This window comes from Streptomyces sp. NPDC029216, from assembly GCF_040648015.1.
Classification (GTDB): domain Bacteria; phylum Actinomycetota; class Actinomycetes; order Streptomycetales; family Streptomycetaceae; genus Streptomyces.
The window spans coordinates 19,926-43,730 of sequence record NZ_JBEZWL010000022.1; the positions used below are offsets into that span (position 1 = coordinate 19,926).

A 23,805-nucleotide genomic window follows, 5' to 3' on the forward strand; every position below is an offset into this window, starting at 1 on the left:
TGATGGACCGGGACGACGTCGACCGCGCGCTGGCGCGGCTCGGGGCCGAGCACGAGGCCGTCGAGACCTCACTGCTCGCGCTCCAGGACCACGCCGGGCGCCGGCTGCTGGAGGGCGCCGCGCTGAGCGGGGTCACCAAGGAGCGCTGGGCCGCCGCCGACGCGTCCGTGACCCGGCTGTGGACGTACTTCGACGCCTACAGCGGGGCACTGGCCGCCGCGCGGGAGATCCGTGAGCGGCGCCGCTGGCCGAGCCGCGAGGACCTGGCGGAGCTGACGGAGCGGCTGCGCGGGCCGGGCGTGACCATCGCCGGGGCCGGGGCGGAGGGTGCCGCGCTGGCGGAGCGGTTCTCGCTCGCCGAGCTGGTGGCCCGGATGAACGAGCTGTACGCCGCTTCCCTGGACGTGGTGGTCGCCGCCGACGCCGTGTGGTCGGCGCTGCCCGCGCGGATCGACCTGCTGGCGGCCGAGCTGCACCGGACGCGTTCGCTGGCGCACTCGGTGGGGGTCCGGCCGGGTGAGCACCCTTCGGGGGACGACCTGGAGGAGATCACCGCCGAGCTGGCGCAGCTGCGCGAGGCGGTGATCGCGGATCCGCTGGCCTTCTGGGTGCCGGCGGCGGGGAGTTCCGCCCCGGGCGGCGGCCGGCCCGACACCGCCCGCTACGACCGGGCGGCCCGCGCGCTGGACGACGTACGCCGTGAGGTGGAGGCGGTGCTGACCGTGCGGCAGGACGCGGAGGCCCGGCTGATCGCCCTGCGGGACGTGCTGTCGCGGGCCGACCGGACCCTGGCGGAGGCGCGTACGGCGCGCGGCGAGGTGCTGGCGAAGATCCTGGCGTCGGACGTCCCGGCCGTCAGCGGTCCGCCGACGGCCCTGCAGGAGCAGCTGGCGGCGGCGGCCGAGTACCGGCGGCAGTCCCAGTGGCACCGGCTGTCCCCGCTGCTGGACTCCCTGGAGGACCGGGCCGACGAGGAACTGCGGCGGGCCCGCGAATCGTTGACAGCGGTGACGGCCCCCCTGGCGGTACGGGCCGAGCTGCGGGGGCGGCTCGACGCGTACAAGGCGAAGGTGGCCCGGCTCGGCCTGGCGGAGGATCCGCTGCTGATCGAGCGCTACGACGTGGCCCGGCGGATGCTGTGGAGCGCGCCGTGCGACCTGCGGGCGGCGGAAGGGGCGGTGCTGCGCTACCAGCAGGCGGCGGCCGAGGCGCTGGCCCCGCCGGAGGACCACCGGCCCGCGGGGCCGGGGGAGGAGGACGCATGAGCCTGATCGGAACGGCCTGCCTGCGCTCCGGCTGCCCGGGCGCGTACGAGGACATGGGCGGCGGCGAGGTGTACTGCGACACCTGCGGGCTGGCCCCGGTGGGTGCGGTCGCGGCGGGTGCGGAGGAGCTGGTGTCCCCGCCGACGGGGATGACGAGCGCCGCCCGGCACGGCGACTCGCGGGGTTCGGCGGGCTCGCACGGTTCCGGCCGGTCCTCGGCGTCGGCCCGTTCGGCGTCCTCCCGGTCCTCGTCCTCGCGCCGCTCGGTCTCCGGGCGGCTGTCGCGGTCCCTGCAGGGGGCCGGGTCCAGCCGGTCGGTGTCGGTGCGCAGTTCGGGCTCGGCGCCCGCCTCCTCGGGGCGCAGCCGGCTGGGCGCGGGACTGGTCAGCGTGCCGGAGGTGCCGCGTCCGGATCCTTCGGCGGCGGTGCTGGAGAACCCGGAGGTGCCGGAGCGCAAGCGGTTCTGCTCGCGCTCCGACTGCGGGGCCCCGGTGGGCCGCGCGCGGGGGGACCGGCCGGGCCGCACGGAGGGGTTCTGCACCAAGTGCGGGCACCCGTACTCCTTCGTGCCGAAGCTGCGCGCGGGTGATGTGGTGCACGGCCAGTACGAGGTGGCGGGCTGCCTCGCGCACGGCGGTCTGGGCTGGGTCTACCTGGCGGTGGACCGGGCGGTCGCGGACCGGTGGGTGGTGCTCAAGGGCCTCCTGGACACCGGGGACCAGGACGCGATGGAGGCGGCGATCTCCGAGCGGCGGTTCCTGGCGGAGATCGAGCACTCGAACATCGTCCGCATCTACAACTTCGTGGAGCACCTGGACCAGCGGACGGGCTCGCTGGACGGGTACATCGTCATGGAGTACGTGGGCGGCAAGTCGCTGAAGGAGATCGCGAACGAGCGGCGGCGGCCGGACGGGCGGCGCGATCCGCTGCCGGTGGAGCAGGCGTGCGCGTACGGGATCGAGGCCCTGGAGGCGCTCGGGCACCTGCACAGCAGGAACCTCTTGTACTGCGACTTCAAGGTCGACAACGCGATCCAGCAGCAGGACCAGCTGAAGCTGATCGACATGGGCGCGGTGCGGCGGATGGACGACGAGGAGTCGGCCATCTACGGCACGGTGGGCTACCAGGCGCCGGAGGTCGCGGAGCTGGGGCCGTCGGTGGCCTCGGACCTGTACACGGTGGCGCGGACGCTGGCGGTGCTGACGTTCGACTTCCAGGGCTACACCAACGTGTTCGCGGACTCGCTGCCGGATCCGGAGCACATCGAGGTGTTCCAGCGGTACGAGTCCTTCTACCGGCTGCTGGTCCGGGCCACCGACCCGGATCCGGGGCGGCGGTTCGCGTCCGCGCAGGAGATGGCGGACCAGCTGACGGGCGTGCTGCGGGAGGTGGTCGCGCTCCAGACGGGCCGGCCGCGGCCGCAGCTGTCGACCCTGTTCGGCCCGGAACTGCGGGTCCCGGACACGGACCTGTACGAGGACGCCCCGGCGGAGGTCTCCCGCCTGGGCCCCCGCCCCCTCCCCCGCCGCGGCTTCGCCCTGGGCCACCGCCGCGGGGCTGCCGCCGGGGTCGGGCCGGCCGGTTCGGCGGCCGGCGTGCCCGGCAGCGGGGTTCCGGGAGCCCGGACCCACGACCCCTCGGGTACGGGACCCGGAGCCCCCGGACCTGCACCCTTCGCGCCTGCGGCCCCGGGGCCGGGCGTGCCGGGGGCGGGAACCTCGGCGGCGGCGGGCTTCGGCCCCGGAATGCCGGGGGCCGGCATGCCCGGGAGCGGGGTGCCGGGGGCCGGTGGAGTCGGGGGCTTCGGTGGCGGCGGGGTGCCCGCGGCGGGCGGGGGCGGGGTTTCCGTGCTCGGGACCACCGCCACGCGCGTGGGGCGCGCCGGCGTGCCCGGGCCCCGGCCGGCACCGGCGGCTCCCGCGGCCGGGACGGCCCCCGCCTCCCCCGTGCCCCTCCCCGCGGCAGCGGCGGGGCTGGCGGCGCTCGACGCGTGCGACTTCGCGCTGGCCCTGCCCGTACCGCTCGTGGACCCGGCCGACCCGAACGCCGGGTTCCTGGCCGGACTCCTCGCCTCCGCCCCCGCCGACCTGCTCGGCGCGCTGGGCGCGGCGCACACCGACTCCGCCGAGCTGCGGCTGCGGGAGCTGCGCGCCCGGCTGGAGCTGGGCGAACTGGCCGTGGCCGCCCGGGCCCTGGCCGAGCTGGAGGCCAAGTACCCCGACGACTGGCGGGTGGTGTGGGCGCGCGGGATCGCCTCACTGGCCACCGGGGACGACGAGATAGCGGCCCTGTCCTTCGACGCCATCTACGACGCCTTCCCGGGCGAGCCCGCGCCCAAGCTGGCGCTCGCGCTGTGCGCGGAGATCCTGGGCCAGCTGGACAACGCCGCCGAGTACTACCGGCTCGTCTGGATCACCGACCCGGGCTTCGTTAGCGCCGCCTTCGGGCTGGCCCGGGTCCAACTGGCGTCCGGCGACCGGGCGGCGGCCGTCCGCACGCTGGAGTCCGTACCGGAATCCTCGATCCACTACACCGCCGCCCGGGTGGCTGCCGTACGGGCACGCCTGCGCGACCGGTCCCCGCAGGAAGAGCTGCTGGCCGACCTCGGAGCGGCTTCCGACCAGGTGGAGGCCCTGCGGAGGTTCGGCCTGGATCCGGAGCGGCAGGAGCGGCTGGCGACGGAGGTTCTGGGCTCGGCCCTGGACTGGGTACTGTCGGGTAGTCGGGGTGCCGACCCCGGCCGGAGCTCGTTGCTCGGCAGTCAACTGGACGAGCGGGGGCTGCGCTTCGGCCTGGAGCGCTCCTACCGCGTCCTCGCCCGGCTGGCACAGCGGGGCGAGGAGAGGATCGAACTGGTGGAGCGGGCAAACCGTTTCCGTCCCCGGACGTGGGTGTGAGTGATGTCGATGCATCGGCTGTCGGGCTGCCCCAGCTGCGCGGAGCCCCTGGAGGAGGGTGACCGTTTCTGCGGCGTGTGCGGTTACGCCCTGTCCGCCCCGGCCCCTTCCCGGGACCGCACGCCGACCCTGCCGGACCCGACCCGGTCCGCGGACGGCGGGACCCCGGCGCCGCGGGCCGAGACGGCCGGTGTCCGGGCCGCCGGACGCGCAGCCGGTGCGGCGCCCGAGTACCCCGGCTACGGCGGCCCCGTGGGTGCGGCCCCGGCGTGGGCGGGCACCGCGGGCGGCGCCGCCGCCGGCCACGCGTCCGGGTACCCGGGCTCCGGCTCGGGGAGCGTCGCAGGCGACACCCCGGCCTGGCCGGGTACCCCGGAGGAGGGCTCCGACGCCCCTGCGGCCCGGCCCGCCGAAGGCCGCACCGCCCGGGGTGTCACGGGCGACCCCGCCCCGGAACCCGGCTACGGCGGCCCGGCCGGCACCGCGTACGGCACCGGGGGCCCGGGCCGGGCGGGCGACGCCGCCGCAACCGCGGGACCGGGCACGGGCACGGCCGCTCCCGGCGGCTTCGGCGCCCCGGCGGACGGCTACTCCGAAGCTCCCGCGCAGCAGGGGGCCCAGGGCTTCGGCTCCACCCCCGGGGTGCCGGCCCCCGGCTGGGAGGGCACCCCGGCCACCCCCGGCGCGGCGGCCGGCCCGACCCCGCCGGACTCCCCGGGCTCCGCGACCGCCGCCGGCACCCCGGCCACTCCCGCCCACCCCGCGACCGCCGCCGGCTCCCCCGGCCCGGGCTCCGGGGCGGCCTCGGGCTCCCCGAACCCCCCGGGCGCCCCCGCCACCCCCGGCCATCCCGTACCCGCACCGGCCGCCGGGGACCCGTACGGCGCCGCCCCGCAGGGGGACCCGTACGCCGGCGCCCCGCAGGGGAGCGGGGGTCGGACGTGCGTCGCCTGCCGGACCGGGTACGTGGACACCGACGGGTACTGCGAGCACTGCGGGCACGCGCAGCCCCGCGAGCGCGACCACCTGGAGGAGGAGCTGTGCAGCGTCGCCGCCGTCAGTGACCGGGGGCTGCGCCACCACCGCAACGAGGACTCCTTCGCCGTGGCGGCCACCGCCCTGCCCGACGGCTCCGCCGCCACCGTGGCCATCGTCTGCGACGGCGTCTCCTCCGCCAGCCGCCCCGACGACGCGTCAGCGGCCGCCGCCGGCGCGGCCAGCGAGGTGCTGCTGGACGCGCTGCCCCGGGGCGCGCACCCGGTGGACGCCATGCACGAGGCGATCCTCGCGGCGGGCGCGGCCGTGAGCGCCCTCGCCCCGCAGCCGCCCGGCGCGCAGAACGCCCCCGCCTGCACCCTGGTCGGAGCCGTCGTCAGCGGCGGCGTGCTGACCATCGGCTGGGTCGGCGACAGCCGTGCCTACTGGGTGCCCGACGACCGTGGCGCCCTCCCCCGCCGGCTCACCGAGGACGACTCCTGGGCCGCCCAGATGGTCGCGGCGGGCCTGATGGGCGAGGCCGAGGCCTACGCCGACGTCCGGGCGCACGCCATCACCGGCTGGCTCGGGGCCGACGCGTACGACCTCGACCCGCACACCGCCAGCTTCAGACCGGACCACGCCGGTGTGGTCGTCGTCTGCACCGACGGCCTGTGGAACTACGCCGAGTCGGCGACGGACATGGCCCGGATCCTGCCTCCGGACGCCGCCGAACGGCCCCTGCACTGCGCCCAGGTACTGGTCGGGCACGCCCTCGACGGGGGCGGGCACGACAACATCACCGTCGCCGTCGTGCCGTTCACGGCCGAGGCGCCGGCGGCCGAAGCGGAACAGGAAGCGGAATCCGTGGCGGAAGCGGCGGACCGGGGAGCGCCGGCCGCCGTCGCGGCCGGGGAGCCGCACCCCCTGGCCTGACGCCCGCCTGACCGGCCATCCGCCCGACGCCGCCCCGACAGCCCCCGAGGAGTCACCCCGATGGCGAACTTCGCCAAGCCGCGCGCCCCGCGCTTCAGCGTGGAGGTGTACCAGAACGAGTTCCTCCCCGAGGGCGGGCGGGACGTGCACGCCATCGTGACGGTCACCTCCACCGGCGGCGCCACCGCCACCGCCGCGCGGGCGCTCGGCCAGGACGCGGCCGTCGTGATCATGGTCGACTGCTCCGGCTCCATGGAGTACCCCCCGGAGAAGATGCGCGGCGCCCGCGAGGCCACCGCCGCCGCGATCGACACCCTGCGCGACGGCACGGCCTTCGCCGTCATCGCGGGCACCCACGAGGCCCGCGAGGTCTACCCCGGCCAGGGCCTCCTCGCCACCGCCGGACCGGCCACCCGCGCTCAGGCCAAGGAGGCCCTGCGTGGCCTGAGCGCCGGCGGCGGCACCGCCATCGGCACCTGGCTGCGGCTGGCCGACGGCCTGCTGCGCCGGTCCCCGGCCGCCATCCGGCACGGCATCCTGCTCACCGACGGCCGCAACGAGCACGAGGACCCGGCCGTGCTGCGCGCCACCCTCGACGCCTGCGCCGGCCGCTTCACCTGCGACGCGCGCGGCGTGGGCACCGACTGGGAGGTCAAGGAGGTGACGGGCATCGCGAGCGCCCTGCTCGGCTCCGCCGACATCGTCGCCGATCCGGCCCACCTCGCCGAGGACTTCACGCTCATGATGGAGAAGGTCATGGGCAAGGAGGTCGCGGACGTCGCGCTGCGCGTGTGGACCCCGATCGGGGCGGAGATCCAGTACGTCAAGCAGGTCTCGCCGTCCGTCCAGGACCTCACCGGCCGGCGCACGGAGGCGGGCCCCCGCGCCGGGGACTACCCGACGGGCTCCTGGGGCGACGAGTCCCGCGACTACCACCTGTGCGTACGGGTGCCGGACGCCTCCGTCGGCCAGGAGATGCTGGCCGCCCGCGCCTCGCTGGTCCTGCCGGGTCCGGACGGCGCGCCGCGGCCGCCGCTCGCCCAGGGGCTGGTCCGGGCGGTGTGGACGAACGACCTCGCCGCCTCGACCGCGATCAGCCCGCAGGTGGCGCACTACACGGGGCAGGCGGAGCTCGCGCAGGCTATCCAACAGGGCCTGGAAGCCCGCAAAATGGGCGATGTCGACGGTGCGACGGCCAAGCTCGGCCGTGCCGTGCAGTTGGCGAGCGCCTCCGGTAACGCCGACACCGCCAAACTGCTCGCCAAGGTGGTGGACGTCGTCGATGCGGCGGCGGGTACTGTGCGCCTGAAAGCCAAGGTCGCCGATGCCGACGAGATGACCCTTGAAACGCGTTCGACCCAGACCGTCCGAGTGAAGAAGACCTGAGAAGAAGCCTGCCGCGATGACGCAGGGAGAAGGGGGAAGCGCCGCGATGCCGACCTGCCCGAACGGGCACCAGTCCGCCTCCGACGACTGGTGCGAGGTCTGCGGCCACCGTATGGCTGCCCCTGTGAGCCCCCCTGCGGCGCCCTCCTACGGCTACGGCTACCCTCCCACCACCGGTGAGCCGACCGCCCAGGCGGAGCTGTGCCCGCAGTGCCGGACCCCGCGCGAGGCCATGGCCCCGTTCTGCGAGGAGTGCCGGTACAACTTCCTGACCCGGACGGCGACCCCGTACACCCCGCCGCCCGTCCCGGAGGCGGGCCCGGCGGGTCCGTCGGGTACGGGTGCGCAGCCCGTGGGGGGCCCGGCCGGCGGCGGAACCCCGCCGCCCCCGGCCCCGCCGCAGCCGGTGTACTCCCAGGACCACTTCGAGTACCAGGGCTCGCGGCCCTCCCGGGTCAACCGCCCGGCCGAGCCGCTCCAGGCCGACGACGACTGGCTGCTGCAGCCTCCCGTCCAGGCGGAGCCGCCCGCGCCGCCCGCCCCGCCGGTGCAGCCGCCGGTCCAGGCGGAGTACGTCCGGCAGCCGGAGCACCCGCAGGCGGTCCTCCCGGAGCAGCAGGGCAGTGCCTCCTGGACGGCGACGATCGGCCCCGACCGCTCGTACTTCATGGCGATGATGCAGCGCAGCGGCCCCGAGGCGGCCGGGCTCAACCTGCCCGCCTACTCCCCGGAGCTGCACCTTCCGCTCTCCGGCGGCCAGATCACCATCGGACGGCGCCGCGCCTCGACGGGCGAGTCCCCGGACATCGACCTGTCGGTGCCGCCGGAGGACCCGGGCGTCTCCCACAGCCACGCGGTGCTCGTCCAGCAGCCCGACCTCAGCTGGGCGGTGGTCGACCAGAACTCCACCAACGGCACCACCGTCAACATGGGCGAGGAACCGATCCAGCCCTACGTTCCGGTTCCGCTCGCCGACGGCGACCGGGTCCACCTGGGCGCCTGGACCACCATCACCATCCGGCGCGGCTGAGCGGCTAGCCGGCGGATTCCCCCAGGGGCCACACATAGGGTCCCTGGGGGTCGTCGAGCCAGGCCCACTGCCCCTCGGCGGTGACGGTGACGCCGAACCGCTCGCGCGGGGGCCGTCCCTCGCCGCGCCACAGGTCCAGCGCCTCCCGGGGGCGCAGTACGCCCGCGGTCAGGATCAGCAGGAACTGGAACCGCTCGTTCTCCACCAGCTCGTACGGGACCCCGTGCAGCGGGCCCCCCATGCCCGGGGGCGGCGGCCCGGCCGTGGCCCCGCGCAGCGGGACGAAGTAGGCGGAGGTGTGCAGGAATCGGCCCTCCGCGAAGTCGGCGTCGCGGACCGTGAGCGCGATCAGGCCGGTCGACAGCGGGGCCAGGATCCGCGCCCCGGGGTTGCACTGGCCGAGCCAGGCGTGCGGGATCAGCGGCAGGGTGCAGGTCACCAGGATCCGGTCGAAGGGGGCGCGGGAGGGGCAGCCGCGCGCCCCGTCCCCGGTGACGACGGCGGGCCGGTAGCCGAGCTGCGCCAGGTGCGCCCGCGCCGACTCGGTGATCTCCTCGTCCAGGTCCACCGTGGTGACGAGGTCCTCGCCGAGCCGGTGGCAGAGCAGGGCCGCGTTGTAGCCGGTGCCCGCGCCGATCTCCAGCACGTTGTCCCCGTCGCGTACGTCGAGCGCCTCCAGCATCCGAGCCATCAGGGAGGGCTGGCTGCTGGAGGAGACCAGTTCGCCGTCGCGCAGCCGGGTCGCTAGCGGGGCGTCGGTGTAGACCCCGCGCAGCCAGCGGGCGCGGCGCTCGGGGTCCGGGTCCTCGGCCCACAGCCGTTCGTGGCCGGCGCCGCGGCCGGTCCAGAAGTACGGCACGAAGACGTGCCGGGGCACGGCCGTGAAGGCGGCCCGCCAGGCCGGGTCGTCCAGCGCCCCGGCGGCGGTGAGCTCCCGCACCTGGGCGGCGTGCGCGATCTCCCGCAGATCGCGTGCCGGCTCCTTCGGTTCCCGCGGAGTGTGCGGGGCGTGTACGCCCCTGCCGCCCGTGCCCATGTCTCCACTGTGCGGCGGGCGGGCGTGAGGTGCGAGCCCTCCCGGACCTCCGCCGGAGAGTGGTCCTAGGACCGGGGTCCTCCGTCCGGGTGTCTGAGACGATGGTCGGGTGAATGACGATCCGCAGAGCAACGTCCAGGAGACGACCTTCTTCGAGCAGGTGGGCGGCGAGGAGACCTTCCGCCGTCTGGTCCACCGCTTCTACCAGGGTGTCGCGGAAGACCCGCTGCTGCGTCCGATGTACCCGGAGGGGGACCTCGGGCCCGCCGAGGAGCGGTTCGCGCTGTTCCTGATGCAGTACTGGGGCGGCCCGGGCACGTACAGCGAGAACCGGGGGCACCCGCGGCTGCGCATGCGGCACGCCCCGTTCCAGGTGGACTCCGCCGCGCACGACGCGTGGCTGAAGCACATGCGGGAGGCGCTGGACGAGCTGGGCCTGGCGCCGGAGCACGAGGCGCAGCTGTGGCGGTACCTGACGTACGCGGCCGCCTCGATGATCAACACCGCCGGCTAGGGCGGTGCGTGCCCGCAGCCCCGGGCGGGGCTGCGGGCCGCAGGACCAGCCGGTCCTAGAGCGGCCGTACCTGGAGGGCGCCGAGTCCGCCGCCCGGTCCGGGCAGGCGGGTCGCGACGGAGCCGTACGGGGTGCTGAGCCGCAGCCATCCGCCGGAGGCGAACAGGGAGGCCGGTGCGGGCGCCGCGGCGGACGCGGGGGCCGGCACGGTGGCCCGTACGGGCCGCAGGAAGCCCAGGGACTGCGCGGCGTGCACGGCGCGCAGCGGGAGCTCGGTGTCGCCCAGCGTCCGCGACCAGATCTCGCGGCCGATGCGGTCGCGTTCGGAGCGGGTCCGGTGCTGCGGGGGCAGGGCCTCGTCGCGGGCCCGGAACTCGGCGACGGCGTCGGCCAGGGCCGCCCGTACCGCCTCGGGGCCGGGCAGTCCCGGCACGGGGCGCCAGCCGCCCTGGGGCGGCAGGACGCCCGTCCAGGGCGGGCCGGTGACGGCGCCCGGCACACGGGCCGCGGCGCCGGTCTCGTCGACCGACTCCAGCAGCTCGCCCGCGGACACGGTCACGTCCAGCGGCGTCGCGAGGGGTGCGGCGAGCCGCACCGCGCGGACGGCCAGGACCTCGAAGGAAGGCGGCCGTCCGAAGACGGCGAGCGCGCCGCCGCCCGCCCGCGCCTGCAGGCGGACCGCGGCGGCGCGGTCGTAGTGCACCAGCCGGCCCAGGAAGGCGGCGAGGTCCGCCGCCTCCCCGGAGTCGGCGAAGTGCAGCTGGCCGGTCATGCCGCGAGGCGCCCTTCCGCACCCTTGGTGCGGTCCGTGACCCGGCCGGCGGGCTCCTCCAGGTACTCCTGGAGGAAGACCCGCTCCTCGTCCGTGATGCGGCGGGGCCGCCCCTCGGCGAGGTTGTAGGGCACGACGACCGTCTCGGCCCGGACGTAGACCGTCTCGGGCGCGTCCTCGGTCGCCTCGTCCTTGACCTCGTAGCGGATGGTCAGGGACGCGGCGCCTATCCGGGTGACCCAGGACTCGATGAGCACCGGCTCGTGCCGGTGCACCAGGGGCAGCTTGTAGTCGATCTCATGACGGGCCACGACGGAGCCGCCCGTGAAGGACTCGCTGCCCTCCCCGGGCGCCAGGCGGAACATGAAGTCGATGCGCGCCTCCTCCAGGTAGCGGAGGAAGACCACGTTGTTGACGTGGCCGAAGGCGTCCATGTCCGCCCAGCGGAGGGGGCACCGGTAGTGGTGTCTGGCCATGGTGCGACCTAGCCCCGCGTGAGCTTCTTGTAGGTGGCGCGGTGCGGACGGGTGGCGTCCGGGCCGAGCCGCTCGACCTTGTTCTTCTCGTAGGACTCGAAGTTGCCCTCGAACCAGAACCACTTCGAGTCGCCCTCGTAGGCCAGGATGTGCGTGGCCACCCGGTCCAGGAACCAGCGGTCGTGGGAGACGACCACGGCCGCACCGGGGAACTCCAGCAGCGCGTTCTCCAGGGAGCCCAGGGTCTCGACGTCGAGGTCGTTGGTGGGCTCGTCGAGGAGCAGCAGGTTGCCGCCCTGCTTGAGGGTGAGCGCGAGGTTCAGGCGGTTGCGCTCACCGCCGGAGAGCACGCCGGCCGGCTTCTGCTGGTCCGGGCCCTTGAAGCCGAAGGCGCTGACGTAGGCGCGGGACGGCATCTCGACGTTGCCGACGTTGATGTAGTCCAGCTCGTCCGACACGACCGCCCAGAGGGTCTTCTTGGGGTCGATGTTGGCGCGGCCCTGGTCGACGTAGGAGATCTTGACGGTCTCGCCGACCTTGATCTGGCCGGAGTCCGGCTGCTCCAGGCCCTGGATCATCTTGAAGAGCGTGGTCTTGCCGGCGCCGTTCGGGCCGATGATGCCGACGATGCCGTTGCGCGGCAGCGTGAAGGACAGGTCGTCGATGAGGACCTTGTCACCGAAGGCCTTCGAGAGGTTGTTGACCTCGACCACGATCGAGCCCAGGCGCGGGCCCGGCGGGATCTGGATCTCCTCGAAGTCCAGCTTGCGCATCTTGTCGGCCTCGGCCGCCATCTCCTCGTAGCGGGCGAGACGGGCCTTGGACTTGGCCTGGCGGCCCTTGGCGTTGGAGCGGACCCACTCCAGCTCTTCCTTGAGGCGCTTGGCGCGCTTCTCGTCCTTCTTGCCCTCGACCTTGAGGCGCTCGGACTTCTTCTCCAGGTAGGTGGAGTAGTTGCCCTCGTACGGGTGGGCGCGGCCGCGGTCGAGTTCGAGGATCCACTCGGCGACGTTGTCGAGGAAGTAGCGGTCGTGGGTGACGGCCACGACGGCGCCCTTGTACTGGGCCAGGTGCTGCTCCAGCCAGTTCACGGACTCGGCGTCGAGGTGGTTGGTGGGCTCGTCGAGGAGCAGCAGGTCGGGGGCCTCCAGCAGGAGCTTGCAGAGGGCCACGCGGCGCTTCTCACCACCGGAGAGGTTGGTGACCGGCCAGTCGCCGGGCGGGCAGCCCAGGGCGTCCATGGCCTGCTCCAGCTGGGCGTCGAGGTCCCACGCGTTGGCGTGGTCCAGGTCGTCCTGGAGCTTGCCCATCTCCTCCATCAGCTCATCGGTGTAGTTCGTCGCCATTTCCTCGGCGATCGCGTTGAACCGGTTGAGCTTCTGCTTGATCTCGCCGACGCCGTCCTCGACGTTCTCCAGGACGGTCTTGCTCTCGTCGAGCTTGGGCTCCTGCATGAGGATGCCGACGGAGTAGCCGGGCGAAAGGTAGGCGTCACCGTTGGACGGCTGCTCGATGCCCGCCATGATCTTCAGAACGGTGGACTTGCCGGCGCCGTTCGGGCCGACCACGCCGATCTTCGCTCCGGGCAGGAAGTTCAGGAAGACGTCGTCGAGGATCACCTTGTCGCCGTGCGCCTTGCGCGTCTTGCGCATGGTGTAGATGAACTCAGCCAAGAGAAACCGTCCGGCAGATCGATGGTGGGCAGATACACCCCATACTGCCGTACGTCCATAGCCCGGGGGAAACCCGAATGGTGAGGGCCTGGTCAGGGCCCTGATCTGCGCATCGTCGACACGGCGTGCGGCGAACCCCGGCGGGAGGGGGCGGAGGGGCGGCAGGATGGCGGCCGGTTCAGCGGGGGCGGTAGACGGAGAGGACGTCGGGGAGGGCGTCGAGGACGAGGGCGGGCGGGGACTGGGCGTACTCGCCGTCGTAGGCCAGGGGGGTGCCGGGCGGGATGTCGCCGATGTGCAGGCGGCGCAGGCGGGTGGCCACGTGGACCGGGGAGCGGGTCAGCGGTCCGGCGAGGGCGGCGGCGAGGAGGCTGGGTCCGGGGCGGCCGCCGCCGTGGACGAGCCGCAGGTCGAGCAGGCCCTCGCCGAGGCCGTCGCGGCGGCGCGGGGTGGGGCCGGTGCCCTGGTAGGTGCCGTTGCCGGCGAAGAGCAGCCAGGCGCTGCGGGGCCGCCCGGCCAGGGTCAGCCGCACGGGCCGCTCGGCGCGCAGCACCCGCCAGGCGGCGACGAGCGCGGCCGGCCCGCCCCCGATCCTCGGCGCCCACCGCAGGCGGTGCCGCAGCAGCTCGGGGTACACCCCGATGCTGAAGGTGTTCAGGAAGTACCCGCCCTCCCCGCCCTCCCCGCCCTCCCCGCCACCACCGGCCCCCGCCGGCCCGGGTGGGCTGAAGCGGCCCACCGCCACGCGGACCGCCTGGCCCGCGGTGATCGCCCGGCAGGTGTCCTCCGGGCCGGTGAGGCCGAGGTCGAGGGCGAAGTGGTTCAGGGTGCCCCCGGGGAACACCGCCAGCGGTACCCCGGCCCGTAGTGCGGCGGTCGCGGCGGCGTTGACGGTGCCGTCGCCCCCGCAGACGCCGAGCACGGCCGAGCGGGCCGCGGCCGCCTCCAGCTCGGCCTCCAGCTCGCCGCCCGCGCACGCCACGACCTCCGCCCGCGGCAGCCGGTCCAGCAGGACGTCGAGGACCGCGCCCCCGGCCGTGCCCGCGCCGGTGTTGACCACCACCGTCAGCCCGGCGCCGTCCGGCAGCGCGGGCACGCCGGCCGCCGGCCGTTCGTCGCCGGGGACGGCCCGGGCCTGCCGGGCGCCGCGCGCGAGCTCGCGTACGGCGAACCCCGCCGCCACCCCGATCAGCGCGCCCGCCGCCACGTCGGACGGGTAGTGCACGCCGGTGTAGACGCGGGAGAACGCCACCGACGCGGCCAGGGGCGCCACCGCGGCCCCCCAGACCGGGGACTCCAGCGCCATCCCCGCCGTGAAGGCGAAGGCCGAGGCCGAGTGCCCGGAGGGGAAGGAGGTGGTCCACGGCTGCACGGCCGGCTGCCGCACCAGGGGGACCCCTTCCAGCAGGGGCCGGGGCCTGCGTACCGTCCACTTGCCGACGGTGTTGACGGTCGCGGAGGCCAGCGCGAGGGAGGCGGCCGCCCGCAGCGCGGCCTTGCGGGTGCGCGGCGCGCCGAGGGCGGTGAGGGCCGCCGCGATCCCGCCCCACAGCACTCCGTGGTTGGCGGCCCGCCCGAGCGCGGGCAGTGCCCGCTCGGCCGCGGGCCAGTGCCGCCGGGCCACGGCGTCGAACAGCCACCGGTCCCAGTGCGCGGCCGTGCCCCGCCAGGTCAGTTGCGGATTCCGATCTGCCATTTCCCGCGCTTACCCGGGGCGTGGGGCCATGAAGCCCCTCGCCGCCCGATCAGCCCCGGTCAGCCCTCCATCTCCCCTTCCTCTCCCTCCTGCGGCCGCTTGCGCAGCAGGAGGACCACCATGCCGCCCAGCACCACCAGGCCCACCGCCAGCGAGGCGATCACCGGGGTGGCGGCGGAGCTGCCGCTGACCGCGAGCCGCTCCTCCTCCGGGGACTGCGCCTCCGGGCCGGCGTCGGGGGCGGGGGCCACCTCGGCGCTGCCCGCCAGCGTGCCCACCTTCCCGGCCGGGCCGGCCGGGGGCTGCGGCCAGACGGCCGTGGCGGTGGCGGCCGTCGCGGACTCGCTGGAGCCGGCCACGACCTGCGCCTCGGCCGGGATCCCGCTACTGAAGACCCGTCCGACCGGTACCTTCGTCGACCCCTGCACGATGACCGAGGCCGTCCCGTCGGGGGTGCCCGCGGGCACCTCGAAGTACAGCCGGCTGCCGTTGGCGGCGGAGTTCACGGGCTGCCCGTCGGCGTCGACCACCCGCACCCCCATGGCCACGGCCGCCGCGTCGGGGGTGACGGTCACGCTCTGCGCCCCCGTACGGACGGTGACCGGGCCGAGCCGGGTGCCGGTGGGCCCCGTCACCGGCCCGGACACCCGGCCGGGGTCCAGCCCCAGCGAGGCCGGCGGCTCCGGCAGCCGGCCCGCCTCCCGCTGGAGGTAGTCGGCCAGCTTCTCGGCCGCCTGGTCGGCGGCCTCGACCTGCACCCCGTCCGCCAGCCGCCAGATCGCCACCTGGGTCCCGGCGGCCGCGCTCTCCGCCGTCAGCGCCCCGGCCCCGGCCGCCTTCGCCAGCCCGGCCAGGTCGTTGTGCTGGGGGTAGGAGTGCTCCAGGATCCAGCGGATCCGGCCGCCCGCCTCGCTGTTCCCGGCGAGGGGGCTGCCGCCCCAGCCGCTCTCGGTGTAGCGGGCCTGGGGCTGCGCGTTCCCCGCGACCCCGACCCCGTACGTCTGGAGCATGCCGCCGCCGTCGACCCGCATCTCGTACAGCCCGGCCGGAATCTGGCGGACCGAGCCGTCCCGGGCGTGCAGGACCGCCTGGCCGTAGGTCTTCAGGCCGTCGAGCACGGCGCTCGCGCCCCCGGCCGGCGCGCTGGCCGGCGCCGGGCCGGAGTCGGCCGAGGCACGGGCCCCGGGTGCGGCGGTGAGGGCCGCGGCCAGCAGGGCCACCGCCAGCGGCCGCCGCGCGGAGCCCCGTACGGCACCCGCGGCAGCGGGGGCGGCGGGGGCGCCCACGGCGGCGGAGGCACCCGTACCGGGATCGGGATCGGAGCCCGGCGCAGGGCCCGCGGGGGCGGCGGGGACGCCCGGAAGCGGAACCGCATGCGGGGCCGCTCCGGCGGCCGCGGGGGCAGCCGGGGCGGAGGCCGGTCCGTCTGTGGACGCGGCGCGGGACTCGAAGGACGCGCAGGACGCGGGAACAGCAATCGACACAGTCTTCCCCTTCGGGCCATAGACCCAGGTGCCCGTGAGTACCGGGGAATCCTAGCCTCATCGAACACTCAGACCACCGCCGCCTTCTGAGGGCCCATCAGCGGGGTGTCCGTCTTGACCACCCTGCGGAAGGCAGCAGTTCCACGGTTCAGGTCGTGTCCGACGGCGATCGCGTCGATGTCCGCGGAGAACCAGCGGACCCCTTCGCCGTCGGGCGGCCCCTCCCGGACCCGCAACCGCCCGTGCACCACGAGCGGTTCCCCCACCGACACGGAACTGGCCAGGTTCACCGCCAGTACCCGACGCGCCCACACGGTGTAGAAGCTGGTGGCGCCGTCCGTCCAGGCTTCGGTCCGCCGGTCGAAGTACCGCGGGGTCACCGCGAAACGGAACCTCGCCGACGGACCGGTCACCGTCTCCTTGAAGTCGATCTGCGTCGCCACGTGCCCCACCAGCGTCACCAGGGTGTCGTTCATCCCGGCCGCCCTCCCCACGTTCCGTACGGCCCGTGCGGACCGTCCGCACGGGGTACGGCCATGCTGGCCCGGGCCCCCGGCCGCCCGCCGCGGCCTGTGGACTACTGGCGGGTTGTGGACAACCGCGTCCCCCCTGCGGAGACGGTCGCGTACTGTTCCCGGACCTCCCGGTAGCGCAGCAGCTCCGCCGCGACCGGCTCCAGCACCCGCGCCCGCCCGCAGCCGGCGGCCGCCTGCCGCAGGCGCCGCTCGGCGTCCTGCCCGTACCTGCGCGCGGGTCCCCGCGCCGCGATCGAACAGGCCCACTCCACCAGCGGCCCGCCGACGATGCCCGCCACCATGAACAGCACGGGCGGCAGCAGCCTCGGCTCCAGGACCCCGACGATCTGCCCGACCAGCCACAGTCCGCCGAAGATCTGCACCAGCGTCATGGCGGCCTGCGCGAGTACGGCCGCCGGCCACCACGCGGGCCTCGGCGGCTTCGTGCCGGGCACCGGGACGGCCGCGCCCAGGGTCACCGCCAGTTCGTCCAGCGCCTCCGGCAGCCGGGCGGCGCCGCGTACGGCCGTCTCCCGTACGGCCTGCGCCCAGGGTTCGGGCAGCCCGACGGCCGCCTCGTCGGCGACGGTCCGTACGGCCTGCTCCACCCGCTGCCGGGCGGTCACCTCCTCCTCGACCGGCGCGGGGGCGGCCGCCGCGGACCGGCCGATCACGGCCAGGGCGGACAGGCCCGCCAGCGAGCGGGGGGCGCGCCGGCTCTCGTACCAGCGCCACAGCCGCAGCCAGGGCGTCCCGCAGGCCTTGCCGGCGTTGCGCCGCCAGGCCCGTTCGGCGGCGAGCCCGGCCGCGTACGCACCGACCGCCTCGGCGAGCCGGTCCTCGAACTCGGCGCGCGCCGCCTCGCCGATCTCGGGTCCCGAGGGGCCGCCCCGCCCGTCGGCGACGTACAGCGGGCGCAGGCGGGCGGCGGCCCGGTCGACGTCGGCGGCGATCCGCCGGGTCGCGGCGCCCTTCTCCTGGGTGAACTGTCCGAGCAGCTCGCGCAGTTCCCCGACCCCTTCACCCGTCAGGGCGGACAGTCCGAGCACGGTGGCACCGGGCTCGCCGTGCTCGCCGAGCGCGATGCCGTCCTCGTCCAGGAGCCGGCGCAGGTCGTCCAGGACGAGGTCGGCGGCGTCGCCGGGCAGCCGGTCCACCTGGTTCAGCACGACGAACGTCACCTCCGCGTGCCCGGCCAGCGGCCGCAGGTAGCGCTCGTGCAGGACGGCGTCCGCGTACTTCTCCGGGTCCACGACCCAGATGACGGCGTCGACGAGCGCCAGCACCCGGTCGACGTGCTCGCGGTGCACTCCGAGCGCCGAGTCCAGGTCGGGCAGGTCGACGAGGACCATCCCGCGCAGCGCCTCGGCCTCGGGGGTCTCGCGGGGCCTGCGCCGCAGCCGGCCGGGGATCTCCAGCCGGTCCAGCAGGCCGGCGGCGCCGTCGGACCAGCTGCAGGCGATCGGCGCGGCGGTGGTCGGGCGGCGCAGTCCGGTCTCGGAGATCTGCACGCCGGCGAGTGAGTTGAAGAGCGTGGACTTGCCGCTTCCGGTGGCTCCGGCGACCGCGACGACCGTGTGCTGGGTGGACAGGCCCCGGCGCGCGGCCGCCTCGTCGAGGACCCGGCCGGCTTCGGCGAGGGTCTTGCCGTCGAGGCGGGTGCGGGAGAGGCCGACCAGCTGGCGGAGCGCGTCGAGGCGGGTGCGCAGGGCCTGGGCCTCGGGGCTGAGCGGGGGTGCGGGGGCCTTGCCGCCGTCGCTCCCGGCGCCGGACACGGCCCGGATGAGGGCCTCGTCGCCCTCGTCCGCCTCCTCGTCCGCCTCCGCGTCGAGCTCCTCGGCCAGGGGTTCGTCCTCGGTCCCGTGGGAACGGGCCCTGCCGAAGACCCCCTTGCGGGTGGTCCGGTGGCGCGAGCGGGCGATGAACCCGTCGTCCCAGCGGTCGGCCGCGCGGTCGGCGGCGCGTTCGCCCGTACGGCCGTCCGCACCGCCGTCCGTACGGCCCTGCGCGCCCTCGGCGGTCCGGCGAGCGGCCTCGCGGACCCGTGCCCCGTCCCCGGCCTGGTCGCGGACGTGGTCGCGGTCTCCGGCCTGATCGCGGTCGCGGTCGGTCAAGGCGGTCACCCCCTCACCTCTCCTTCTGCAGTACGGACAGGGCGGCGATCAGCTCGGCCTGGGGTTCCGGGGTCACTTCGAGCGCCTGGAGCGGGGCGAGGCGGCGGTCCCGTTCGGTGCGCAGCACCTCGTCGAGGTGGTCCCGGACCAGCTCTCCGCCCCGGTCGCGCAGGCGTACGGCGGCCTGTACGCCGATCCGTTCGGCGAGCTTCTCCCCCGCCGGGCGGGCGCGTCTGCCGCCCAGGAGGGCGGCGACGAGGAGGGCGGCGATGCCGTCGGGGTCGGGCGCCGGCTGTTTGCCGAGCTTGGCGACCTCCTCCTCGGCGAGTTCCTCCAGTACGCGCCGCCAGCGCCGTACGGCCATGCCGATACGTTCCGCCGCCTCCCGGTCGGGGCCGGGCAGCGGCACCGCCCCGGCGGCCGGCTCGCGCCGCCACACCTCGGCGATCCGCTCGTCGGCGGCGGCGACGGCGCACTGGAGCAGCGCGGCCAGCGATTCCGCGAGGGAGTCGAGGAGTTCGTCGGCGCTGGTGTCGAGGGGGTAGCCGCGCCAGCGGGTGAGGGCGTCACCGGCGAGGACGGCTCCGCCGTCGAGGCGGCCCTGCACCCGCTTGCCCTCCCTCCGGTACGCGTCCTCGACGGCGGAGGTCAGCCGGACGGCGGCGGCGTGCTGGGCGGCGACGGCGGAGGCGAGCTCCGGCATGCGGCGGCCGAGGGAGTCGAGCGCGCCCAGCGCGGTCCTTCCGACGGCGTACTGCCGGGCGGCCGGGTCCTGGACGTGGTGGCTGAGCCAGGCGAGCAGCGGTGCGACGGCGCTGGCCGGCAGCAGTCCGCCGCCGCCGGCCGACTCGGGCAGCTCGGGCACCGTGAACCGCGGTACGTCGCCGAGCCCGGCCCGGGTGAGCAGGGCCCCGTACTGCCGGGAGACCTCGGCGAGCACCTGGTGCGGGACCCGGTCGAGGACGATGATCAGGGTGGCCTTGTACTGCTTGGCGGTGCGCAGCAGGTGCCAGGGGATGGCGTCGGCGTACCGCGAGGCGGTGGTGACCATGACCCAGACGTCCGCGGCGCAGATCAGCTGGGCGGCGAGGGTCCGGTTCTCGACGACGAGGGAGTCGATGTCGGGGGCGTCGAGGAGGGCGAGGCCGCGCGGGAGGGTGGAGACGGTCTCGATCCGCAGTTCGCGGGGCGTGGGGCGGTGGTGCGCGCCGGGCGGGCGGCCCTTGCGGGAGGCGGGGAGCAGGTCGTCCTCGTCCTGGGGGGCCCAGACGCGCATGAGGTCGGGGAGCACGCGCATCCCGGCGAACCAGTGGTGGTCGTCGGGGTGGCAGACGAGCACCGGGGTGCGGGTGGTGGGGCGGAGCACTCCGGCTTCGCTGACCTGGCGGCCGACGAGGGAGTTGACGAGGGTGGACTTGCCGGCTCCGGTGGATCCGCCGATGACGGCGAGCATCGGCGCCTCGGGCGCCTTAAGCCGGGGTACGAGGTAGTCGTCGAGCTGCGCGAGCAGCTCGGCTCTGGTCTGGCGGGCGCGCGGGGCGCCGGGCAGGGGCAGCGGCAGACGCACGGACGCGACCCGGTCGCGCAGGGCGGACAGGGCATCGAGCAGCTGAGGCCGAACATCCAAGGTCACCACATGCGAAGAATGCCCAATTTGGGACCATTTTTGAAGCTTATACGCCCTCTGCGCGCCGACCGCGACTCCAGTGGGACATCATGGACACGGCGGACGAGTGGGACGCAGGCATAACGAGTGCACAACACCCAGGCCGCCGCGGCGCAAAAGCGGTGCGAGAATCGCACCTGCCTGCGATTATCGGGACCGCTTCACCGAACCTCCACAACGTGGCACGCGAGCGAAGCAACCGGGACAAGGCAACCGGAGCCCTATCCTTGACCCGGCACGGACCGCAGTCCCACCCCCACCAAGGGGCTCCAGGCCACCACGGTCACCACCGGCCCCCGTAGCTCAGTGGATAGAGCAGGCGCCTTCTAAGCGCTTGGCCGCAGGTTCGAGTCCTGCCGGGGGCACTCTTCCTTCCCCTTCCCGGGAGGTCCCGCGCGGCCGTCCGGAAGGGACGCCGTCCACCTCTGGCGGAAAATCACTCGACCGGACCCTTGCAGGCGCAAAAGGGCCGTCGCCCGGACGGGCGGCTTCGTCCCGTACGGGGCGCGTCGCGGCAGCTCAGGCCGGCGGGCGCGCCGGGGCGGGTTCCGCGGATGTGCCGAAGGCCCTGACCGCCTGGTAGTAGGTCCAGGCCGTGCCGTCGCAGGAGGTCTTCCTGCCGCCCGAGTACCGCGCGCAGACCCGCTTCAGATCCGCGTGGAAGGCTTCGTCCAGCCGGGACTTGTTGGCGCGGAAGGCGCCCGCCGCCCCGTAGTTGCGGTAGCCGAAGTCGTGCCGGGCGCAGGCCGCCTTGAAGGGGAAGCCGAAGGGGTTGTCCGGGGAGGACGTGCAGTGGTCCGTCGACCAGTCGAATCCGTACGCCGCCCAGTCGGCCGGGTGCGCGCGGGCCGCGAGCCAGGCGTCCTGACTGGCCGCGCTGGTCTGCGTCCAGCGGCCGAGCACCTGCGGCTTGTCCGCGGGGACCGCCGTCGCGGGGGCGGCGAGGACGAGCAGGACGGCGGCGGCCGTCGGCGCGAGGACGGCAAGGGGGCGTGGGCGCATGGGATTCCTGCGGGGCGGGGCGGCGGGCGGACGGCCGCTCCGGGGGTGAGGGTCCGTCGCCGTACCGGGAGTTGACCGGGACTGCCCCTATAACGCGGCCCGGGCGCGGGCGTTCCTGTCCGGAGCGGGTCGAGGGCGGCCGGGCACCCCTCTCAGGTATGACTCCGTGTGCGACTTCCGGCAGATTCGAAGTTCGTACCGGGGAGGGACGCGCCGACGGCCCCCCGCCGCGAACACTTGTCGGTATGAACCGCCGTCCGCTCGTCATCGCCGCCGCCATCGTGGGAGCCCTCGCCACCGCCGCCTTCGCCCTGCCCAACCTCCCGCCGAACCCGGTCACGAACGCCCTCAACGACCGGTTCTTCAAGGAGAAGGGCAGGCACTTCGCCACCGCCTCCACCGCCGAGGCGCACACGCGCGGGGACCGGACCCTCGCGCTGCCCAGCTGGATGCCGAAGGACGCCAAGGACATACGCATACAGGCGCGCACCGACGGCAAGGCCCGGCTCATCCGGTTCACCCTCGGCAAGACACCCCTCGACGGACCGCAGTGCGCCGCGCAGCCCCCGAAGAAGGCGGGCGGCCCCAGGCTGGGCGCCCGTTGGTGGCCGCGCGACACCCGGGGCGAGGAGCGGCCCGAGTGCCGGGACCGCTACCAGTACCAGGTGTCGGTGCGCGGCAAGAAGGTCTACGCCTGGACCGACGGGACGCCCTCCCCGGGGGCGCTCATACCGGAGGGCATACCGGCCGTCCCCCAGCCGGGGGCCGTCCCGACGGTGCGCCGCTGACAGGTCAGTCCCGTACGAGGGCCTCGGCCGCGGCCCGGGCGAAGCCCTCGGGGTTGTCCAGCATGATGTTGTGCCCGCAGTCCGCCACGGGGACCACGGCGACTCCGGCGGCCTCCAGGGCCTCCGCCCCGGGGACGGAGCCGTCCGCCTCCGGGTAGAGGAAGCTGCGCGGGACCTTCAGCTCCAGCAGCAGCTCCCGCATGGTGGGCGTCGTGCCCGCGGCGAGGTTCACGGCGCTGCGGTACAGGCCGGTACGGCCGGCCAGCCGCATGGTGGACCACCAGTGGGCGCCGGCCCGGTCGCGCACCTCGGCCCAGCCGCCGGCGAGGAACTCCTCCTCCGTGTAGGAGGCGATCCCGCTGCTGCCCGCCGTGCCCGGGGCGGGCGGCAGGGGGTCCAGGTTGGCGTCGACCAGGACGAGGCGGGAGACCAGGTGCGGGTGCCGGGCGGTCAGCACGATGGCCACCGCCCCGCCCATGCTGTGGGCGATCACCTCGGCCGCTTCGACGCGGGCGGCGGTGAGCGCCTCCGCAACGGTGTCGGCGTGCGCCTCAAGGGTGTACGGGAACGTCTCGGGCCGGTCGCTGTGCCCGTGTCCGAGGAAGTCGAGCAGCAGCGAGCGCCGCCCGGCCAGCGCGGGGTGCACGGCGCTCGCCGCGAAGTAGGCGGGGGCGGTGGAGCCCAGCCCGTGCAGGTAGACGCGGGCCGGCTCCTCCCCCGGCAGCTCGACCCAACGGATCCGGTCGCCTTCCGGCGTCACGACGGCACTGTGCACGGTGTGTTTCCCCCTGAGTTGTCCACGGTGAATCCGGCATGAGGTTAACCGGGACTCCAACCACCCCCACTACTCTCGTGAGGTGATCGATCAACTGAACCAACTGGACGGCGGGGAACCCGGCTTCGGGGCCCTCCCGACGGGATCCGACGTGGCGGTGTGGTCGCTGGACACCACCCTCGGGGTGATCGGCGGGCACGAGACCGGCGGGGCCACGGCACTGCTGGACGCCGACGAGCGCGAGCGGGCGGCCCGGCTGCTGCGCCCCGGCGACCGCCGCAGCTACCTGGCCTCCCACCTGGGGCTACGGGTGCTGCTCGGCGGGTACCTGGGGCTGGCGCCCGAGGAGGTCCGGTTCGTGCGCGAGGACTGCCTGCACTGCGCCGGCCCGCACGGGCGGCCCGCGGTGGCCGGGGGCGGGGTGCACTTCTCCCTGTCCCACAGCGACGGCCTGGCGTACTTCGCCTTCGCCGGGGTGCCGGTGGGCGTGGACGTGGAGGGCCTGCCGAGCGCGGCGGCGGTGGCCGACGTCCTGACCAGCCTGCACCCGGCGGAGACGGCCGAGATCACCGCCCTGCCCGAGGAAGCGCGCCGGGCGGCGCTGGCCCGGGTGTGGTGCCGCAAGGAGGCCTGCCTCAAGGCCACCGGCGCGGGCCTCGCCGAAGGCGTGGCCGAGCCCTACGTCGGCTCGGCGCCCACGCCCGCCCGGGTGCCCGGCTGGACCCTGGGCGACCTGCCGGCCCCGGCCGGCTACGCCGCCGCCCTGGCCGTCCGCGCCGCCTGACGGGCCGTCGCGCCACGCCCC

The 23,805-nt window shown here is 75.3% G+C and carries 19 protein-coding genes and 1 tRNA gene; 9 read left to right on the plus strand and 11 right to left on the minus strand.

Translation table 11 applies throughout. From position 1 onward, the window contains the following. The first annotated feature begins 2 nt into the window (after positions 1–2). Genes AB0F18_RS11635 through AB0F18_RS11655 form a run of 5 tightly spaced genes read left to right on the plus strand, consistent with a single transcriptional unit; the run spans position 3 to position 8,489 of the window. Positions 3–1,265, plus strand: a complete 1,263-nt coding sequence (locus AB0F18_RS11635) for a hypothetical protein (RefSeq protein WP_362057970.1) — start codon at positions 3–5, stop codon at positions 1,263–1,265. Then, entirely contained in the window at positions 1,262–4,162 is a 2,901-nt protein-coding gene (locus AB0F18_RS11640) for a tetratricopeptide repeat protein (RefSeq protein WP_362057856.1), read from the plus strand. The genes AB0F18_RS11635 and AB0F18_RS11640 overlap by 4 nt, the downstream gene beginning before the upstream one ends. A 3-nt stretch (positions 4,163–4,165) precedes the next feature. Next, positions 4,166–6,073 carry a protein phosphatase 2C domain-containing protein gene (locus AB0F18_RS11645; protein ID WP_362057859.1) on the plus strand — a complete coding sequence of 636 codons (1,908 nt, stop codon included), beginning with the start codon at positions 4,166–4,168 and terminating at the stop codon, positions 6,071–6,073. 60 nt (positions 6,074–6,133) lie between these two features. Beyond that, entirely contained in the window at positions 6,134–7,459 is a 1,326-nt protein-coding gene (locus AB0F18_RS11650) for a VWA domain-containing protein (RefSeq protein ID WP_362057862.1), read from the plus strand. A gap of 46 nt (positions 7,460–7,505) precedes the next feature. Beyond that, positions 7,506–8,489 (plus strand): FHA domain-containing protein, encoded by a 984-nt coding sequence (locus AB0F18_RS11655; RefSeq protein ID WP_362057973.1) that lies wholly within the window; start codon positions 7,506–7,508, stop codon positions 8,487–8,489. Positions 8,490–8,493: 4 nt separating this feature from the next. Here AB0F18_RS11655 and AB0F18_RS11660 read toward each other — a convergent pair whose 3' ends face one another. Further along, positions 8,494–9,456, minus strand: a complete 963-nt coding sequence (locus AB0F18_RS11660; RefSeq protein ID WP_362057976.1) for a methyltransferase domain-containing protein — start codon at positions 9,454–9,456, stop codon at positions 8,494–8,496. Positions 9,457–9,634: 178 nt separating this feature from the next. On the opposite strand from AB0F18_RS11660, the gene AB0F18_RS11665 reads away from it, so the two are divergent. Next, on the plus strand, positions 9,635–10,039 hold the full coding sequence (locus AB0F18_RS11665; protein WP_362057865.1) for a globin: 405 nt from the start codon (positions 9,635–9,637) through the stop codon (positions 10,037–10,039). A 55-nt stretch (positions 10,040–10,094) separates the two neighbouring features. Here the strand turns inward: AB0F18_RS11665 and AB0F18_RS11670 are convergent, their stop codons facing one another. The 8 genes from AB0F18_RS11670 to AB0F18_RS11705 all read right to left on the minus strand — a co-directional run bounded on the left by AB0F18_RS11670 (position 10,095) and on the right by AB0F18_RS11705 (position 20,405). After that, positions 10,095–10,811 (minus strand): hypothetical protein, encoded by a 717-nt coding sequence (locus AB0F18_RS11670; protein ID WP_362057868.1) that lies wholly within the window; start codon positions 10,809–10,811, stop codon positions 10,095–10,097. Continuing rightward, positions 10,808–11,287 (minus strand): thioesterase family protein, encoded by a 480-nt coding sequence (locus tag AB0F18_RS11675; RefSeq protein WP_362057871.1) that lies wholly within the window; start codon positions 11,285–11,287, stop codon positions 10,808–10,810. Before AB0F18_RS11675 ends, AB0F18_RS11670 begins: the two co-directional genes overlap by 4 nt. Before the next feature lie 8 nt (positions 11,288–11,295). After that, positions 11,296–12,960 carry an energy-dependent translational throttle protein EttA gene (gene ettA, locus AB0F18_RS11680; protein ID WP_362057874.1) on the minus strand — a complete coding sequence of 555 codons (1,665 nt, stop codon included), beginning with the start codon at positions 12,958–12,960 and terminating at the stop codon, positions 11,296–11,298. 178 nt (positions 12,961–13,138) lie between these two features. Beyond that, entirely contained in the window at positions 13,139–14,656 is a 1,518-nt protein-coding gene (locus AB0F18_RS11685; RefSeq protein ID WP_362057877.1) for a phosphatase PAP2 family protein, read from the minus strand. A gap of 59 nt (positions 14,657–14,715) precedes the next feature. Next, entirely contained in the window at positions 14,716–16,140 is a 1,425-nt protein-coding gene (locus tag AB0F18_RS11690) for a thioester domain-containing protein (RefSeq protein ID WP_362057880.1), read from the minus strand. Between the two features lie 68 nt (positions 16,141–16,208). Further along, on the minus strand, positions 16,209–16,616 hold the full coding sequence (locus AB0F18_RS11695; RefSeq protein ID WP_362057883.1) for a single-stranded DNA-binding protein: 408 nt from the start codon (positions 16,614–16,616) through the stop codon (positions 16,209–16,211). 101 nt (positions 16,617–16,717) lie between these two features. Further along, positions 16,718–18,778, minus strand: a complete 2,061-nt coding sequence (locus AB0F18_RS11700) for a GTPase (protein ID WP_362057886.1) — start codon at positions 18,776–18,778, stop codon at positions 16,718–16,720. A 4-nt stretch (positions 18,779–18,782) separates the two neighbouring features. Next, complete coding sequence (locus AB0F18_RS11705) at positions 18,783–20,405, minus strand: dynamin family protein (protein ID WP_362057889.1); 1,623 nt, start codon at positions 20,403–20,405, stop codon at positions 18,783–18,785. A 322-nt stretch (positions 20,406–20,727) separates the two neighbouring features. On the opposite strand from AB0F18_RS11705, the gene AB0F18_RS11710 reads away from it, so the two are divergent. Next, positions 20,728–20,800: transfer RNA gene (locus AB0F18_RS11710), tRNA-Arg, on the plus strand. A 154-nt stretch (positions 20,801–20,954) separates the two neighbouring features. On the opposite strand, the gene AB0F18_RS11715 is transcribed toward AB0F18_RS11710, so the two are convergent. After that, complete coding sequence (locus tag AB0F18_RS11715) at positions 20,955–21,437, minus strand: phospholipase (RefSeq protein WP_362057892.1); 483 nt, start codon at positions 21,435–21,437, stop codon at positions 20,955–20,957. 245 nt (positions 21,438–21,682) lie between these two features. Between AB0F18_RS11715 and AB0F18_RS11720 the strand changes: the two genes are divergently transcribed. Continuing rightward, entirely contained in the window at positions 21,683–22,225 is a 543-nt protein-coding gene (locus tag AB0F18_RS11720) for a hypothetical protein (RefSeq protein WP_362057895.1), read from the plus strand. A 4-nt stretch (positions 22,226–22,229) separates the two neighbouring features. On the opposite strand, the gene AB0F18_RS11725 is transcribed toward AB0F18_RS11720, so the two are convergent. After that, entirely contained in the window at positions 22,230–23,000 is a 771-nt protein-coding gene (locus AB0F18_RS11725; protein WP_362057898.1) for an alpha/beta hydrolase, read from the minus strand. A gap of 82 nt (positions 23,001–23,082) precedes the next feature. Between AB0F18_RS11725 and AB0F18_RS11730 the strand changes: the two genes are divergently transcribed. Beyond that, complete coding sequence (locus AB0F18_RS11730; RefSeq protein ID WP_362057901.1) at positions 23,083–23,784, plus strand: 4'-phosphopantetheinyl transferase superfamily protein; 702 nt, start codon at positions 23,083–23,085, stop codon at positions 23,782–23,784. Positions 23,785–23,805 lie beyond the last annotated feature (21 nt).